At 59.8% G+C, this 17,652-nt stretch carries 13 protein-coding genes; 4 read left to right on the top strand and 9 right to left on the bottom strand.

The features are described 5' to 3' along the window. Positions 1–29: 29 nt before the first annotated feature. A complete protein-coding gene (locus tag AEQ63_RS08240) occupies positions 30–797 on the bottom strand; it encodes a hypothetical protein (RefSeq protein ID WP_152972340.1) in 768 nt (255 codons plus the stop codon). Between the two features lie 190 nt (positions 798–987). Between AEQ63_RS08240 and AEQ63_RS08235 the strand changes: the two genes are divergently transcribed. Beyond that, positions 988–2,175 (top strand): pyridoxal phosphate-dependent aminotransferase, encoded by a 1,188-nt coding sequence (locus AEQ63_RS08235; RefSeq protein ID WP_064362727.1) that lies wholly within the window; start codon positions 988–990, stop codon positions 2,173–2,175. A gap of 116 nt (positions 2,176–2,291) precedes the next feature. Here the strand turns inward: AEQ63_RS08235 and AEQ63_RS08230 are convergent, their stop codons facing one another. The 8 genes from AEQ63_RS08230 to AEQ63_RS08195 form a co-directional block, all read right to left on the bottom strand. Further along, positions 2,292–3,269, bottom strand: coding sequence for a 2-hydroxyacid dehydrogenase (locus AEQ63_RS08230; protein ID WP_064362725.1), 978 nt, complete (start codon positions 3,267–3,269; stop codon positions 2,292–2,294). A 13-nt stretch (positions 3,270–3,282) separates the two neighbouring features. Next, the gene (locus AEQ63_RS08225) at positions 3,283–4,581 is read right to left on the bottom strand and encodes an MFS transporter (RefSeq protein ID WP_042606869.1); all 1,299 of its coding nucleotides are present in this window, start codon (positions 4,579–4,581) and stop codon (positions 3,283–3,285) included. 57 nt (positions 4,582–4,638) lie between these two features. Beyond that, on the bottom strand, positions 4,639–5,658 hold the full coding sequence (locus AEQ63_RS08220; RefSeq protein ID WP_064362722.1) for a sugar kinase: 1,020 nt from the start codon (positions 5,656–5,658) through the stop codon (positions 4,639–4,641). After that, positions 5,651–6,433, bottom strand: coding sequence for a sugar phosphate isomerase/epimerase family protein (locus AEQ63_RS08215; RefSeq protein WP_064362721.1), 783 nt, complete (start codon positions 6,431–6,433; stop codon positions 5,651–5,653). Before AEQ63_RS08215 ends, AEQ63_RS08220 begins: the two co-directional genes overlap by 8 nt. Positions 6,434–6,584: 151 nt before the next feature. Beyond that, positions 6,585–7,613 (bottom strand): LacI family DNA-binding transcriptional regulator, encoded by a 1,029-nt coding sequence (locus AEQ63_RS08210; protein ID WP_064362719.1) that lies wholly within the window; start codon positions 7,611–7,613, stop codon positions 6,585–6,587. 140 nt (positions 7,614–7,753) lie between these two features. Beyond that, the gene (locus AEQ63_RS08205) at positions 7,754–8,395 is read right to left on the bottom strand and encodes a DUF1345 domain-containing protein (protein ID WP_064362718.1); all 642 of its coding nucleotides are present in this window, start codon (positions 8,393–8,395) and stop codon (positions 7,754–7,756) included. Between the two features lie 162 nt (positions 8,396–8,557). Beyond that, the gene (locus AEQ63_RS08200) at positions 8,558–11,656 is read right to left on the bottom strand and encodes an efflux RND transporter permease subunit (RefSeq protein ID WP_064362716.1); all 3,099 of its coding nucleotides are present in this window, start codon (positions 11,654–11,656) and stop codon (positions 8,558–8,560) included. 15 nt (positions 11,657–11,671) lie between these two features. Then, entirely contained in the window at positions 11,672–12,829 is a 1,158-nt protein-coding gene (locus tag AEQ63_RS08195) for an efflux RND transporter periplasmic adaptor subunit (protein ID WP_042606875.1), read from the bottom strand. Positions 12,830–13,096: 267 nt separating this feature from the next. Here AEQ63_RS08195 and AEQ63_RS08190 point away from each other — a divergent pair, with 267 nt between their 5' ends. From AEQ63_RS08190 to AEQ63_RS08180, 3 genes are all read left to right on the top strand, one after another. After that, positions 13,097–13,798, top strand: a complete 702-nt coding sequence (locus tag AEQ63_RS08190; protein WP_016774890.1) for a response regulator transcription factor — start codon at positions 13,097–13,099, stop codon at positions 13,796–13,798. A 4-nt stretch (positions 13,799–13,802) separates the two neighbouring features. Continuing rightward, positions 13,803–15,104, top strand: a complete 1,302-nt coding sequence (locus AEQ63_RS08185; RefSeq protein WP_042606876.1) for an ATP-binding protein — start codon at positions 13,803–13,805, stop codon at positions 15,102–15,104. A 276-nt stretch (positions 15,105–15,380) separates the two neighbouring features. Next, positions 15,381–17,648, top strand: a complete 2,268-nt coding sequence (locus tag AEQ63_RS08180; protein WP_064362714.1) for a hypothetical protein — start codon at positions 15,381–15,383, stop codon at positions 17,646–17,648. Positions 17,649–17,652 lie beyond the last annotated feature (4 nt).

Raw genomic sequence — 17,652 nt, 5'->3', positions numbered from 1 at the left:
TCATCCGGCCCACGTCAGGCAATCACCGTTCAAGAAAGGTTCACCTTGATCTGCACGAATTCAGAAAAACTTCCCCGGTTTCCTGCACGATCGCCCAGCGTGTAGAAGGCGAGCATCATGCCGGAGCCGTATCTACGGATAATCTCGCCACTCAGTTTGATTTTGGTAGGGGAGATCGAGTCATGCACCGTTTTAACGATGACAGGTTTATCTGTTAGTGAACCATAGTGAAGCTCGATGCTGTCGCAGGCTTGTTGCTGCAGATACCGGGGAATAGTTACCAGAACTTCATCACCGTTCTCGTCTAGATAGCTCTGTGTAATCCCATCACGGATGACATCTAGCGGAAAGTTCGGAGCGTGTCCCGGGTTGCCGCGGTTTGGAGCGCTTGTATCGACGGTGATCGGCGTGCTCGCCGACGGCATTGGGCGTTCGAAAACTGTCATGATGTATGAAACCCGGTGTGCGCCCTCTACTAAATGATGCTTAGGAATATGCACGTTCAGTGGGAAAAGCGCTGGGTTAATAGGCGTCGTGTACTGGTATTGCGCCACTTGCTGCTCATTGAACAACAGACTCACCACGACTTGCATGCCTGGAGTTGTTGGTAAATCCGACCATTCTGGAATTAACACCAGCAAGGGCGACTCCAGCGCAGTCAATGGCAACAAGTTAACTTGACTGTCAGGAAAATTTGGTAACGCATCAGGAATCCGCGGTGGGTCCAGATCGAGAATATTTTCATTAATTGTCATCGTTTTAACACTCCGTTGTTTTGATGAGAAACGGTTGAACATTTTGCCGCGGGTTCATTAGAGGAATATTCTTGCAATCGGTCTACTGTCAACTCTGACAGGTAGGCACCGGACCGGTGATCGAGCATCCTGCGAAGTTTCTCCTCAGATTCATCCTGGGGACAAAACGGCTGGCGCGTTTCGTGATTTGAGATACGGTGAAGGCTGGAGACCGCGCCCTCAGGAGACGTACATGCGCTATTCAGCCTTGACCCAACGAATCGCCGGGGAGGGAGCCGCCGCCTGGCAGATTCACGACCGAGCGCTGGAACTGCGCGCCGAGGGCGTCGACGTTTTGCTGTTGAGTGTCGGCGATCCGGATTTCGATACACCGTTACCGATCGTCCATGGCGCGATCGACAGCCTGCTGGCCGGCGATACGCACTATGCCGACGTGCGTGGTCGATTCGAGTTGCGCAGGCTGATTGCCGAGCGTCATCGCCAGCGCAGTGGTCAACGGGTGGATCCTGATCAGGTGATCGTCCTGCCCGGCGCGCAATGCGCAGTTTATTCGGTGGCGCAATGTCTGCTCGATCCGGGCGATGAAGTGATCGTCGCCGAACCGATGTACGTCACCTACGAAGGCGTGTTTGGCGCTTGCGGGGCGACGGTTGTGCCTGTGCCGGTGCGCTCGGAAAACGGTTTTCGAGTCGACCCGGCCGATGTCGCCGCGCGCATCACCCCGCGAACCCGCGCCATGCTGCTCAACAGCCCGAACAATCCCAGCGGCGCCAGCTTGTCCCTGCTGATCTGGCAGGAACTGGCGGCGCTGTGCATTCGGCATGACCTGTGGCTGATCAGCGACGAGGTGTACAGCGAGCTGTTATATGAAGGCGAGCACATCAGTCCGGCGAGCCTGCCGGGCATGGCCGAGCGCACCGCGACGATCAACAGTCTGTCGAAATCCCACGCGATGACCGGTTGGCGCATCGGCTGGATGATCGGCCCGAAACCCTTGGCGGAACATCTGGTGAACCTGTCACTGAGCATGCTCTTCGGTCTGCCGGATTTCGTCCAGAAGGCCGCGCAAGTGGCGCTGCAAACCGATCTGCCGGAAGTCACGCAGATGCGCGAGGAGTACCGCTTGCGCCGGGATCTGGTGTGCGAACGGTTGCAGGGTTGCCCCGGTTTGCAGCCGATCCGCCCGGATGGCGGCATGTTCGTGATGGTCGACGTGCGCCAGACTGGCCTCGGCGCACAGGCGTTTGCCGAGCGGTTGCTGGAAGGTTACGGGGTGTCGGTGTTGGCAGGCGAGGCGTTCGGGCCGAGCGCGGCGGGGCATATCCGCATAGGGCTGGTGGTGGATCGGGTGAAACTGGCGGATGCCTGCGCGCGGATTGCGTTGTGTGCGGTGCAGCTTCTGCAGGCGCGCAGTGCCTGATGTTTTGGGTTGCCTGTTCCTGCCTCATCGCGAGCAGGCTCACTCCTACAAGGGGACGCATTTCAAATGTAGGAGCGAGCCTGCTCGCGAAGGCGGCTTTACTGACACCAGAGATCTCAGTTTTGCCAAGTAGAGGCATTCACCAGATTCGCCGGCCGCTGCCCACCCAGCGCCGCCAACAGATTCTCCACCGCACACCGCGCCATCGCCTCGCGCGTCTCATGGGTCGCCGAGCCCATGTGCGGCGTCGCCACCACATTGCTCAACTGCAACAATGGTGAATCATGATTCAACGGCTCGCGCTCGAACACATCCAGCCCCGCCGCGCGAATACGCTTGTTGCGCAATGCCTCGACCATCGCTGCTTCATCGACCACTTTGCCGCGAGAGATATTGATGAAAATGCTCTCCGGGCGCATCAGCGCAAACTGTTCGGTGCCGATCAAGCGTTCGGTCTGCGCCGTCAGCGGCAAGGTCAGGCAAATGAAATCAGCCTGCTGTAACAATTCTTCGAGGCTTCGATACTGCGCATCAAAACGCGCCTCGACCGCCGGCTTGCGCGACTGGCTGTGATAGATCACCGGCATGCCAAAGCCGAAATGCCCACGCTGCGCCAGCGCTTCGCCGATACGGCCCATGCCGATAATGCCCAAGGTCTTGCCATGCACATCGGTGCCGAAATGCGCCGGGCCGATGTTGCGACTCCATTGGCCGCCACGGACCATGTTCGCCAGTTCGACCACGCGCCGGGCAGCGGCGAGGATCAGCGCGAAACCGGTGTCGGCAGTGGTTTCGGTGAGCACATCCGGCGTGTTGGTCAGCAGAATCCCGCGCCGGCTCAGATAATCAATATCGTAGTTATCGACACCGACGGAAACGCTGGCAATCGCCTCCAGCTGCGGCGCCAGATCCAGCAGCGCCGCATCGAGTTTGAGGCTGGCGCCGAGCAAACCGTGGGCGCGGGGCAGGGCATCGCGCAACTGCATGAGGCCATCGGCGTCGAGGCTTTCGATCTGCGTCACGTCAAACTGCGCTTGCAGGCGCGCCATCAGCGCGGGCGAGAGTTTCTTGTACAGCACGACCTGTTTTTTCATGGCAAAAATCCTTTCAGGAATGCGCCGGCACACGCGGTGTGGCGACGGCTTTGGCGACGACGCGATCACTGGCGCCGGGCTTGAGGAAAATCGTCAGCACCACCGACAGCAGCAACGCGCCGCTCATCAACAGATAGGAAGCGCCGGGCGAACCGGTGGAGCTGTTCAGATAACCGACCAGATATGAACCGCCGAACGAGCCGAGCGCGCCCATGCTGTTGATCAGCGCCATGGCACCGCCCGCGACGTTGGCCGGCAGGATTTCCGGAACAATGGCGAAGAACGGCCCGTACGGCGCGTACATGCAGGCGCCGGCGATCACCAGCAGTGTGTACGACCACCAGAAATGTTCGGCGCCCAAGGCATAGGAGCCGTAGAACGCAATCGAGGCGATCAGCAGCGGCGGCCAGACGAAGCGTTTGCGCTTCTGCAATTTGTCCGAGCCCCACGACACCGCGAGCATGCCGATCACCGCCGCCAGATACGGCAGCGCCGACAGCCAGCCAGCCTCGATCATGTCCATCTGCGCGCCTGCCTTGAGGATCGACGGCAGCCACAAAACGAAGCCGTAAACGCCGATGCTCCAGCAGAAGAACTGCAGCGCCAGGATGATCACCTTCGGCGAACGGAATGCCTCAGCGTAATTCTTCACCGCTTTGATACCGACCTGCTCGGCGGCGAGGGCGCTTTCCAGATCGTGTTTTTCCTGATCGTTGAGCCACTTGGCCTGGGCCGGACGATCATCGGCCAGTCGCCACCAGATAAAGGCCCACAGAACCGCCGGCAGACCTTCAATGATGAACATCCAGCGCCAGCTGAAATGCTGCACCAGATAACCGGAGACCACTGACATCCACAGCATGGTCACCGGGTTGCCGAGGATCAGAAAGGTATTGGCGCGCGAGCGTTCGGCCCGGGTGAACCAGTGGCAGAGATAGACCAGCATCGCCGGCATCACCGCCGCTTCGACCACGCCGAGCATGAAGCGGATGACGATCAGCCAATAGGCGTTGGAGACCACGCCGGTCAACGTGGCGAGACCGCCCCAGAGGATCAGGCTGACGAAAATCAGCTTCTTCACACTGTGCTTTTGCGCGTAGATCGCGCCCGGTACCTGGAAGAAAAAGTAACCGAGAAAGAACAACGCACCGAGCAGCGAGGACAGGCCCGGTGTGATCATCAGGTCTTCGGCCATGCCCGACGCAGCGGCGAAGCCGTAGTTGGCGCGATCGAGATAGGCCAGGCTGTATGTGATGAACACGATCGGCATGATGTACCACCAGCGGCGGGTGGCGAGGGTTGCGGTTTTCATCGGTGTGACTCCTGAGCTTGTTGTTTTTGTCGCAGCAGGTTCAAAAATTTGCGTTGCCTAGGCAGGCCTCTTCGCGAGCAGGCTCGCTCCCACATTTGATACGCGTTGCCCTGTGGGAGCGAGCCTGCTCGCGAAGGCGGATTCAAATTCAATCGATAACTCCAGACGGGTTGGAAGGCCCTCCATATCCCCGCGACTCTGCACCGCGCGACTGCCAATCCAGTTCGCCCGCTGCACCGCCTCGGCAAAACTTTGATGCTCGAGAAGGGCGCTGATCATCCCCACCGCAAAGCCATCTCCGGCACCCACCGTATCGACCACGTTGGTCACCGGCACGCCAGCGACAAAACCCTGATCCAGCTGCGTGCGGTAGTAAGCGCCTTCAGGCCCGAGCTTGATCGCCACCGCTTCCGCACCTTGATCAAGATAAAACGCAGCGATGTCCGCCGGGTCGTCAAAACCGGTGAGCAAACGACCTTCGCTCAAACCCGGCAGCACCCAATGAGCAAGGGCGGCGAGGCGGTTGATCTCGCGGATCATCTCGCCCTCGCTGGCCCAAAGGCTCGGGCGCAGGTTCGGATCGAACGACACACTGCGTCCGGCGTTGCGCATGCGGGTCATCAGTTCAAAGGACATGTCCCGCGCCGAAGCCGACAGCGCCGGCGGAATGCCGGTGGCGTGCAGATGGCGGGCGCTGAGCAGGTTGTCGGTGATGGAGCGCGGCGACAGATGGCTGGCCGCGGAGCCACGGCGGAAATACTCGACTTGCGGGTCGCTGCCATCGTCATTGCGCGATTTGAACTGGAACCCGGTCGGATGGGTTTTATCGACTTCAACGTGGCTGCAATCCAGACCTTCCTTGATCAGCGTCTCGACCACAAAGCGCCCGAGTGAATCATTACCGACGCGGCTCAGCCACGCGACATTGAACCCCAGCCGCGACAAGCCGATCGCGACATTGCTGTCGGCCCCGGCAATACGTTTATGAAACTGCTCGACCTTCGCCAGATCACCGGTCTGCTCGGCAACCAGCATCGCCATGGTTTCACCGAAAGAAAGAATATCGATCTCAGACATGAGCTGGCTCCAGGCGCGATTGCCCCAGGCGGGCGAGGGCGGCGACGTGTTCGCGGGTCAGTTGCACCAGGTCATCGCCTTGCAACGGGTATTCGGCGGCGCGCATAACGCCTTGGTCCATGTGCCGCAGCAGTTGTTCCCACAGATGCAGGTCGCTGATGGCTGGCGGTACGGCGACCAGTTTGCCGTCGGCTCGGCGCGCAACGGCCTTGCAATGCACATAACCGACATGTCGCCCCAGCGCGCGGGCGGCACTGGCGGCGGACTGGTCCTGCCAATGCCAGTTGCCAATGTCGAAGGTCATTTTGATCGGCAGGTGGTGCTGTTCGACGGCGGCGAAGAAACGCTGAAACGGCTCGATGCGCCCGCCATGCAAGGTCTGGTCGTTCTCTACCAGCAATTGCACCGGGCTTTGCTGGAGTCGCTCGGCCAGTGCCTGCAAATCAGAGTTGTCGGTGAAGTAGCCGAGCGACACTTTCAGCCATTTCGACCCGAACGCCTGGGCCTGATGCAGCGCAGTAATCAATTCGGGATTCGGCTGCGCTTGCCCTGCGAGCCACAGTTCGGTGGGCGAGGAATAAACGCTTTGCAGGCCTTGCGCTTGCGTGGCCTGGGCCAGTTGCGCCGGATCCTCACGGGTCAACAGCTCTTCACGCCACTCGATGCGATTGGCCCCGGCCGCCGCGAGAATATCGATGAAGGAATCCTGGCCACGCTGGCGCACAAGGTCGGCACCGTAGCTGGACAGACTGATGGAAACGGCTGGTTTGTTCATTGTTATTGACCTCTGAAACCGGTTTCATTTTTGTTCAAAAAAATATCGGGTGTTTCTGCGTTGTTCTCTCGGGCGCTATCGCGAGCAGGCTCACTCCTACGTTTGCAATGCATTCCCCTGTAGGAGTGAGCCTGCTCGCGATAGCGTCAGCTCAAACACCACAAATCCCAAGAGTAGACCCCCGCTCAATCAGCTCCGGCGCAAAATCCATCACCCGCGCCACCTCGTTATCCCCGCGCAGGCGCCTGAGCAGACACTCAAACGCCCACGCACCAATCTCTTGCGTCGGCTGCGCCAGCGCAGTAATCCCGCTGCCCACCAACGGATACCAATCCAGATCATCCAGGGCGATAAGCCCCACATCCTCGAACAACCGACAACCGATTTGGCGTAACGCCGTCGTCGCGGCTAACGCTGCCACACCATTGGCGCAAAACAGTGCTTTCGGCCCTGCATTGGTCGTGTTCATGAACTGCTGAAGTTGGCTCGCCAGACCATCACCGGTTTCAACAACTGCCCCGGTTAACCCCGAGCGCTGCGCGATCTGCGCCTGGAAACTGCTGACCCGTTCGATCCGCGAACTGGTGCCATCAAACGGTTCGGTGATTAATAAAACATCGCGATACCCTCGCTGCCCGAGGTGCGCGAGCGCCATCTCCACCGCTTGCGGGTTATTCAGCCCGACCATGTCGCTGTCGAGGCCGTCCACCTTGCGATCCACCAGCACCAGCGGCATCTCGCGGCGCAACTCGTGCAATTCGTCACGGTGGTGGCCAAGCGTGTTCACGATCAGCCCTTCTATGTTGTACGAGCGCAACAGCGCCAGATGCTGGCGTTCCTGCTCGTCATCGCGGTCGGTGTTGCACACCACCAGGCTGTAACCGTGCGCACGGCAGGCGGTTTCCACCCCGTGCATCACGGCAATTGAATAAGGGTTACGGATATCGGCGACGAGCATGCCGATCAGGCGAGTGCGCCCGCGCTTGAGCCCACGGGCCATCTGGTTCGGGCGGTAGCCAAGTTCGCTGATGGCCTGCTCGATGCGCAGGGCGATTGCTTCGGAGAGCAGGGCGCGGTCATCACCGATGAAGCGCGATACGCTGGCCTTGGACACGCCCGCGCGTTCGGCGACATCAAGCATGGTGACGCGGCTGCGCTGGGCGGCGGAAAAGTCGTGCACGGTCTTAAACCTTGTTATTGGATTTATAGGCCCAAGGCGGAAAGATGCCCTGAAACCGGTTTCAGGAAACACCAGAAACAAATAGGGCGTCAAGTGAATGATCGTGAGATTGCCCGCTGATACCGACGGGCGGGCGCTGCCTACCCGAATAACCCGGCGGCGATGTTGATCGAAAAACCCAGAATCGCAGTGTTGAACACAAAGCCGATCAGGGACTGCGCCAGTACGATTTTGCGGATGCCCCGCGTCGCTACGCCCACATCCGACGTTTGGACCGCGACGCCGACAGTGAACGAGAAGTACAGAAAATCCCAATAATTGGGGGTGGTCAGACCCTCGGCGAAACGCAGGGCGGGCTCCTTACCGTCCCAGGTGTAAAACAGCCTGGCGTAGTGCACACAGAAAATCACCCCGATCAGCAGCCATGAACCAATTACCGTGAGTGCTGTGAACGCGTAATGGAGCAGTTTGTGGGTGCTATCCAGATCCTTGCTGCCGGCCAGTTCGAAGGTGATGGTGGCCAGACTCGCCAGCGCGGCAATGCACACCACGAACAACACCAGGCCGGCGTTTTCGTCTTCGACTTCAGCGATGCGTTTGACGTCCGGGGCCTTGGCGCTCACGGTCAGCCAGAACATCAGGATCAGGTAAGTCCATACACCGGCGTTCCAGCCGATGAGGATTTTGCTGACGATCGAATCGGCGGGGAACAGCAGGCCGGTGGCGAGTCCGAGCAGAGCGGCGGCGGAGAGGCGAGGGTGGGTGCGGGCGAGGAAGCGCATGGAGACTCACGTTGGAGAATGGTCTCTGCACCATAGCGTACGCAACCCTGATTTTGTAGGAGCTGCCGATGGCTCGGGCCGCGATCGGACGATCTTTTGGTTTTAGCTTTTCAAAATCAAAAGATCGCAGCCTCGTTGCACTCGACAGCTCCTACATTTGGATCAGTGGGGTTTGGTGAATCGTTGTACGAGTTTCATCACTACGACGAAGAATACGGGTACGAAGATCACCGCCAGCGTCGCAGTAATCATCCCGCCGATCACGCCAGTGCCGATCGCCTGCTGGCTGGCCGAACTGGCACCCGTGGCAATCGCCAACGGCACCACGCCAAGAATGAACGCCAGCGACGTCATCACGATCGGTCGCAGACGCAGACGCGCTGCCTGCAACGTCGCATCGATCAGGTCATGACCTTCGTCATACAGGCTCTTGGCGAACTCGATGATCAGGATCGCGTTCTTCGCCGACAGACCGATGATCGTGATCAAACCAACTTTGAAGAACACATCATTAGGCATCCCACGCAACGTTACCGCCAACACCGCACCGAGAACACCCAGCGGCACGACCAGCAACACCGAGGTTGGAATCGACCAGCTCTCATACAGCGCCGCCAGACACAGGAACACCACCAGCAACGATAAACCGAGCAGGATCGGCGCCTGATTGCCGGACAAGCGTTCCTGCAACGACAGGCCGGTCCATTCCTGGCCCAGACCTTTCGGCCCTTGCGCCACCAGCCGTTCGATTTCCGCCATGGCCTCACCGGTACTGTGCCCCGCTGACGGTTCGCCGGAAATAGCAATGGCCGGGTAACCGTTGTAGCGGGTCAGCTGCGCCGGGCCTTGAATCCAGTTGGCCTGGACGAACGCCGACAGCGGCACCATGCTCCCGGCGTTGTTGCGCACGTGCATTTTCAGCAAATCATCCACCTGACTGCGCTGATCACCTTCAGCTTGCACTACCACCCGCTGCATGCGGCCCTGATTGGGGAAATCGTTGATGTAGCTGGACCCCACTGCGGTGGATAACACGTTACCAATGTCGGCAAACGAAACGCCCAGGGCATTCGCCTGTTTACGGTCGACGATCAGCTGCACTTGCGGCGCTTCGGCCAGCGCACTTTCGCGCACGTTCATCAGTACCGGACTTTTCTCGGCCGCGGCGAGCAGTTCCGTACGTGCCTGCATCAACGTCGCATGCCCGAGCCCACCACGATCCTGCAAGCGGAACTCGAAACCGCTGGACGTGCCGAGCCCATCCACCGGCGGCGGCAGTACCGAGAACGCCATGGCGTCCTTGATCTGGCTGAGGGCAGCGTTCGCCCGGTCAGCGATCGAGCTGGCGGCATCGTCACTGCCGCGTTCAGACCAATCCTTGAGGGTCGAAAACGCCAGCGCTGCGTTCTGTCCGCTACCGGAGAAGCTGAAACCGAGAATCACCACACTGTCACTGATCCCCGGCTCACCCGCGTTGTGCGCTTCGAGCTGTTCGGCCACTTGCACCGTGCGGTTCTTCGTCGCCCCCGGTGGCAGTTGGATATCGGTAATGGTGTAGCCCTGGTCCTCGGTCGGCAGAAAAGAGGAGGGCAGGCGCGCAAAACATATCCCGAGCCCGATCAGCAGGACGACGTAGATCAACAGGTAGCGACCGGTGCGCTTCAGCGCATAGCCGACCCAGCCCTGATAGCGATCGGTCAATTGCTCGAAACGACGATTGAACCAGCCAAAGAAGCCCGATTTCTCGTGATGTTCGCCCTTGGCAACAGGCTTGAGCAAGGTCGCGCACAAGGCCGGCGTCAGCGTCAGGGCGAGGAACGCCGAGAACAGAATCGAGGTGGCCATCGATAGCGAGAACTGCTGGTAGATGACCCCGACCGACCCTTGCATGAACGCCATCGGAATAAACACTGCGACCAACACCAGAGTAATGCCGATGATCGCCCCGGTGATCTGCGTCATGGCCTTGCGCGTGGCTTCCTTGGGTGACAAGCCCTCGGTGGCCATGATCCGTTCGACGTTTTCCACCACGACGATGGCATCGTCGACCAGAATGCCGATGGCCAGCACCATACCGAACATGGTCAGCACGTTGATCGAGAACCCCAGCGCCAGCATGGTCGCGAACGTGCCCATCAGCGCCACCGGCACCACCAGCGTCGGGATCAGCGTGTAGCGCACGTTCTGCAGGAACAGGAACATCACCGCAAACACCAGCAGCATCGCTTCGCCGAGGGTATAGATCACTTTGGTGATCGAGACCTTGACGAAGGGCGAAGTGTCGTAAGGAATCTTGTATTCCACGCCTACCGGGAAGTAGCGCGCCAGCTCGTCCATCTTCGCCCGCACCAGCGTCGCGGTGTTCAGCGCGTTGGCACCTGGTGACAGTTGCACGCCGACGGCGGTGGACGGTTTACCGTTCAGGCGTGTGCCGAACTGGTATTCCTGACTGCCGATCTCCACTCGCGCGACGTCACCGATGCGCACCGTGGAGCCATCGCGATTGGCCTTGAGCACGATGTCGGCGAATTCCTGGGGTGTCGACAATTGCCCTTTGACCAGAATCGTCGCGGTGATTTCCTGCGTTGAAGGTGACGGCAGATCACCGATGCTGCCGGCGGACACCTGGGCATTCTGCGCCACGATGGCTGCGTTGACGTCTGCCGGTGTCAGATTGAACGCGATCAGCTTCTGCGGATCGATCCAGATGCGCATGGCCCGTTCGGCGCCGTACAGCTGCGCCTTGCCGACCCCGTCCAGACGCTTGATCTCGTTCATCACGTTGCGCGCCAGGTAATCGCTGAGCGCGACGTCATCGAGCTTACCGTCGCTGGAGGTCAGGGTGATCAGCAACAGAAAACCGGAAGAAACCTTCTCCACCTGCAGTCCTTGCTGGTTGACCGCTTGCGGTAGACGCGACTCGACAACCTTCAGGCGGTTTTGCACGTCGACCTGCGCCAGCTCCGGGTTGGTGCCTGGCTGGAACGTGGCTTTGATCGTCGCGCTGCCAAGGCTGCTCTGCGATTCGAAATAGAGCAGGTGATCGGCACCGTTAAGCTCTTCCTCGATCAGGCTGACCACGCTTTCATCGACGGTTTGCGCCGAGGCGCCAGGGTAGACGGCGTAGATTTCGATCTGCGGCGGCGCGACGTCGGGGTATTGCGCCACCGGCAACTGTGGGATGGCCAGCGCACCGGCCAACAGGATGAACAACGCGACCACCCAGGCGAATACCGGGCGGTCGATAAAGAACTGCGGCATAGAAAAGCGTCCTGCTTACTGACCAGAGGTCTGGGCAAGTGGAAGAGGGGTTTCGTCGATCTGCACCTTTTCCCCGGGACGGGCGTGTTGCAGGCCTTCAATGACAATACGGTCGCCGGGCTTGAGGCCGCCGGTGACGATCCAGCGATTGTTCTGCACCGCACCCAGTTGCACCGGTTGCTCGGCAACGCGCATCTGTTCGTCGACGGTCAGCACTTGGGCAATGCCGGCGCTGTCACGCTGCACCGCGCGTTGCGGCACGGTGATGCCGTTCTGGATGGTCGCCTGTTCAAGGCGTACGCGGATGAAGCTGCCCGGCAGCAGGTCGAGATCGGGGTTGGGGAATTCGCTGCGCAGGATGATCTGACCAGTGCCCGGATCGACTGTGATGTCACTGAACAACAGCTTGCCGGGCAGCGGGTACAGGCTGCCGTCATCCTGAATCAGAGTGGCCTTGACCTGATCCTGACCGACTTCCTGCAACTGCCCGGAACGGAATGCGCGACGCAGTTCGTTGAGCTCGCGGGTCGACTGGGTCAGGTCGGCGTGGATCGGGTTGAGTTGCTGAATCAGCGCCAGCGGCGTGGTTTCGTTCTGCCCGACCAGCGCACCTTCGGTGACCAGCGCGCGGCCGATACGCCCGGAAATCGGCGCAGTGACGGTGGCGTAGCCGAGGTTCAGTTTCGCCCGTTCAAGCGCTGCCTTGCTGGCCGCAACATCAGCTGCCGTTTGCCGGGCAGCGGCGCGGGCGTTGTCGTAGTCCTGACCGCTGATGGCCTTGTCTTCGATCAATTGGGCGTAGCGTTGTTCTTGCAGTCTGGCCTGAAAGGCATTGGCCTCGGCTTTGCGCAGTGCGGCTTCGGCACTGTCGAGATCCGCCTTGAACGGCGCCGGGTCGATGCGGAACAGCACATCACCCTTTTTCACGTCGCTGCCTTCGCGATAAGTGCGCTGCAACACCACGCCGGCCACTCGCGCACGCACTTCGGCAATCCGTGGCGCGGCGATGCGCCCGCTCAATTCGCTGCTGATCGATAGTGGCTGGGTTTTGATGGTCTCGATGCGTACCGTGGCTGGTGGCGCTTGCTCTTCGGCATTCGAGGACGAATCACAAGCGCTCAGCGTCAGCGCCAATGCGATCAGGCCGAGCCCGGCCAGCAGTTTTCCAGACATGTACAACCCCCAATATTGAAGGCCGCATCCTACGGCCAGACGGGGAGGTTAGCGGTGAAGCTTTGTAGTTGCTGTGTGAAATTGTGTAAGGGTTTTGCTCAGTGGCGGTTGAGGGCGTATATCCTGCAGCCCTTGAAATTTATTGCGACAGTTCGATCGCTTTCGCGAGCAGGTTCGCTCCCACAGGAGATCGCATTCCAACTGTAGGAGTGAGCCTGCTCGCGATGAGGCCCTGACTGTCGCCCCAGCATTTTTCTGGAACACCCCATGCCCAACATCCTCCTGGTCGAAGACGACACCGCCCTCGCCGAACTGATTTCCAGCTACCTGGAACGTAACGGTTATTCCGTCAGCGTCATTGGCCGTGGCGACCATGTGCGCGAGCGGGCGCGGATCAGTCCGCCGGATCTGGTGATCCTCGACCTCATGCTGCCGGGCCTCGATGGCCTGCAAGTCTGCCGTTTGCTGCGCGCCGATTCGGCGACGCTGCCAATCCTCATGCTCACGGCCCGCGATGACAGTCATGATCAGGTGCTGGGCCTGGAGATGGGCGCTGACGACTACGTGACCAAACCCTGCGAGCCCCGGGTGCTGCTGGCGCGGGTGCGCACGTTGCTGCGACGCAGCAGCCTCGGCGAACCGCTGGCGGTCAATGACCGGATCGTCATGGGCAATCTGTGCATTGACCTCTCCGAACGCACCGTGACCTGGCGCGATCAAGCGGTCGAACTGTCCAGCGGCGAATACAATTTGCTGGTGGTGCTGGCGCGGCACGCCGGCGAAGTGCTGAGTCGCGATCAGATTCTGCAGCGACTGCGCGGTATCGAATTCAACGGCACCGACCGCTCGGTGGACGTGGCAATTTCCAAGCTGCGGCGCAAATTCGATGATCACGCCGGCGAGGCGCGCAAGATCAAGACCGTGTGGGGCAAGGGCTATCTGTTCAGCCGCTCGGAATGGGAATGCTGAACTGATGTTTCGCATCCTGTTTCGCCTGTATCTGGTGACGATCGTCTCCTATAGCGCGGCGATCTATCTGGTGCCGGATCTGGTGGTGATGGTTTTTCGGGATCGCTTCGTCACCTACAACCTGGAGTTCTCCCGAGGCCTGCAATCACTGATCACCCGTCAGTTTCATGCCGCGCCGCAAGAACAGTGGCCGGCGATTGCTGCGTCGATGGACAAGGAGTTCCAGCCTTTGCACATCGTCCTGACGCCAATCGACGACCCGGTATTCACGCCCATTGAGCAGGAACGATTACACCGTGGTGAAAACGTTGTGCGTATCGGCGACTGGGGCTGGCGGACGCTGGCGGTCACTCCGCTGAATGCGGACATGGCCGTGCGCATGGTCGTGCCGCCGGATCCGGTCGACGTTGACCTGTTGTACTGGAGCATCAACGTGCTGATCGGCGCGATGTTGCTCGGCTGCCTGCTGCTTTGGCTGCGCCCGCACTGGCGCGATCTGGAACGCTTGAAAGGCACCGCTGAGCGCTTCGGCAAAGGCCATTTGAGCGAACGGACCAAAATCGCGCCCAGTTCGAACATCGGCAGTCTCGCCAACGTGTTCGACACCATGGCCGGTGATATCGAAAACCTGCTCAACCAGCAACGCGACCTGCTCAACGCTGTTTCCCACGAACTGCGTACGCCGCTGACGCGTCTGGATTTCGGCCTGGCGCTGGCGCTCTCCGAAGACTTGCCGGCCGCCAGCCGCGAGCGCTTGCAGAGCCTGGTCGCGCATATTCGTGAGCTGGATGAACTGGTGCTGGAATTGCTTTCCTACAGCCGCTTGCAGAACCCCGCGCAATCGCCCGAGCGTATCGAGGTTTCGCTGGACGAGTTCATCGACAGCATTCTCGGGAGCGTCGACGAGGAGCTGGAATCACCTGAAATCGTTATCGATGTTCTGCTGCACGGTCAGCTCGAACGCTTCGCGCTGGACCCGCGCCTGACCGCGCGGGCGATCCAGAACCTGCTGCGCAACGCCATGCGCTATTGCGGGAAGCGCATCCAGATTGGCGTGCAGGTGAATGCCGAGGGCTGCGAGATCTGGGTCGATGACGACGGCATCGGGATTCCCGACGACGAACGTGAGCGGATATTCGAGCCGTTCTATCGACTCGACCGCAGCCGTGATCGCGCCACCGGTGGGTTTGGTCTGGGCCTGGCGATCAGCCGCCGGGCACTGGAAGCGCAGGGGGGCGTGTTGACCGTGGAGCCCTCGCCGTTGGGCGGCGCACGGTTCCGGTTGTGGTTGCCCACTAACGCCTGAGATTCATGTCTCTGAGTAGTGACCTGGGGGAGCTGGCTTGCTCGCGAAGGCGTTGGGTCAGTCAGCGCATATTCAGCTGATATACCGTCATCGCGAGCAGGCTCGCTTCACAGTGGAATTGTGTTTTCCGACCAATGGAAACGTTTTGCACTGGTTTCATAGGGGGTACCTGTCAGGTTTGACAGTAGGCAACCGCAGCCGATGGGTGTCTCATGCGCAGGAAATGCCTCTTCGCCACCCATCGCATCGGATCCCGATTGGAAAAGGATGACCACCATGAACGTCAAGACCCTCGAAAAACCACGAATCCCTGGCATGAGTCAGCCAGTCCTCGGACCGGAAAATGCAGACGCCGGGCTGCCTCTGGCACTCACTTATCTGTACCCCGAGGGGGTGAAGGTGTTCATCGAACCCGCCACTACCGCGCAGGACGATGACACCTATGTCGTGCGCTTGAACGGAGAGCGGGTTGCTGACAAAACCATCGCCATCGGCGAGACGACTCAACAGGTAATCGTTTATGTGGCTGCGGATAAATGGAAGAGTCCGCTGAACGTTCTCGAGTACGGGTTGGAGCGAGGAGGCATGGAGCTCGAAACTTCGGCGCCTTTGACGGTCATTTATCACGACAAGCGTCCGGGTAACGTGGACCGTTTTCCTGAGGAGGCAGGCCATTCCGAATTGGTGCTTGAAGTGGATCAGGATGCAGTGGATGAAGGTATCGACGCTGAGCGCGCGCTTGCAGGTGTAAGCGCCAGGGTGGCCTACCCGTTGATGAGAGCGTTCGACACCATCGTGTTGTATTGCAATGGTAAAACCTTGCGCCACCCGGTCAGTGAGGAAGAGGCGAATCGACAGCAGCCCATCCAGATGATCATCGATGAGGCAACCTTCGACGAGGCGGGTGACAGTCCGCGCTTCGAAGTGCGTTTCACGGTACTTGATCGCGTGGGCAACAGTCCGGATGTCAACAGTCCTGCCTCGGCCAGCCAGTACCTTTATGTCAATCGGAAGGGCAATTGGTATGACCCGCCGATCCTCAGCGAGAAGCCCGATGATCCTGACGATGACGTCAGGATCATCGACCTGAACAAGCTGGCTGGTGGACCAGCGATTGCACAAATCTATGTATCGCGCAGTTGGCTCAGAGACGATGAAATCCGTTTGACGGGGCGCTTCTACGCTGAGGACGGAGTGTTACTGGACCATTTGACGCTGAGCGAAAAAGTGAAGAATGCGCCGTTTTCCTACTCGATCCCTGTGCCTTACGCAGCGTTTGCCGCCGCCGCGAAGGGCCATGCAGTGTTTACCTATAGGCGCGTCAGCCAAGGGACCGAGCTCGATCGGTCCTACGCCCTGAAAGCCAGCATCACTGGCGAACCCGCTGCGACACTTTTGCCACCTGCACTGGTGGGCTCCGGTTACCTGATCGACCCTCTGGATTTGCCCAACGGCGTGACAGCCCGAGTCGAGTATCTGGAGGATCAACCGGGTGACGAAGCGCGATTGTTGATCCAGGGCGCAGCCGGGCCCGTCTCGCCGGTCTTTGCTCCAACCGCATTCAACAAGAATCACCGGGCCAACTTTCTGATCGAGTCTCCAGTGCTGGCGGCCAGTCATGGCAAGACAATCCAGCTGTCATGGGAGCTGCTGCGTGGTGCGGCCCCTCAACCCTCCATGCACCGTGACGTGGTGCTCAAGCGGATCGAGGATCGGGATCGACGGCTGCCGTCACCCGATATTCCTCAGGCCCGCAACGGGATACTTGATCTGGCTGATTTTAGCGGTGGTGCGCAGGCGCAATGTGCGGTGTGGCCATCGATGGCGGTGGGGCAGTTGCGTTGGTTCCGCTTGTACGGCACCGGTATCAACGGTAACGATCACCCGATTGTCATCGCCAAGGCTGCTCCAGTGACAGCGCCGGAGAAAGACAGTGGGCTGGATAATGCGCTGCCTCGCAGCGAACTTCTGAAGCTCAAGCCAGGTACGCCCCTGCGCATGGAATTGAAAGTTGCCTATGACGGGCTCGATGATGAAACCACGGCGGTGGTGTTCAACGCGCCGACATTTACCGTGCTGAATTCTCCAGCGACACTAATGGAAGATTTCACCGGGGTACCGAATCAGACGGCACGGCAGGGCGCAATCATGGAAACGCCCACTATGCAGATCACGTTCAAATCCGGTGACGGCGAATGCGCGATCATGCCGCGTTCCGACATCGGCGAATCCTTTCCCGGCCAAATCGAAGGTCAGGTACTGAGCATCGGTCGCGACGCGTTTGGCCAGGCTGCGCAAGTCGTAGAAATAAAGCTGAAAAATACATGCTCGCGAATCAGCTTCTTTCATTTAAGCGTGAACTATGAGGACAGCACCGTGGCTTACTTCGCCAGCAATGGGATGCTCCTGGGGCGTCGGACGTTAGGCATGTCGTACGGCAAACCGGTCAATGTTGCCTTTGATGCACCGGGGATCGCACGCCTGGAGTTCCACATGCCGACGCCGGACTGGTTTTCCCTCGACACTTTCAAAGTGGATGCCTGATTCC

Source organism: Pseudomonas sp. RIT-PI-o, from assembly GCF_001297215.1.
Classification (GTDB): domain Bacteria; phylum Pseudomonadota; class Gammaproteobacteria; order Pseudomonadales; family Pseudomonadaceae; genus Aquipseudomonas; species Aquipseudomonas moraviensis_A.
This window is presented reverse-complemented; position numbering and strand designations above follow the sequence as displayed.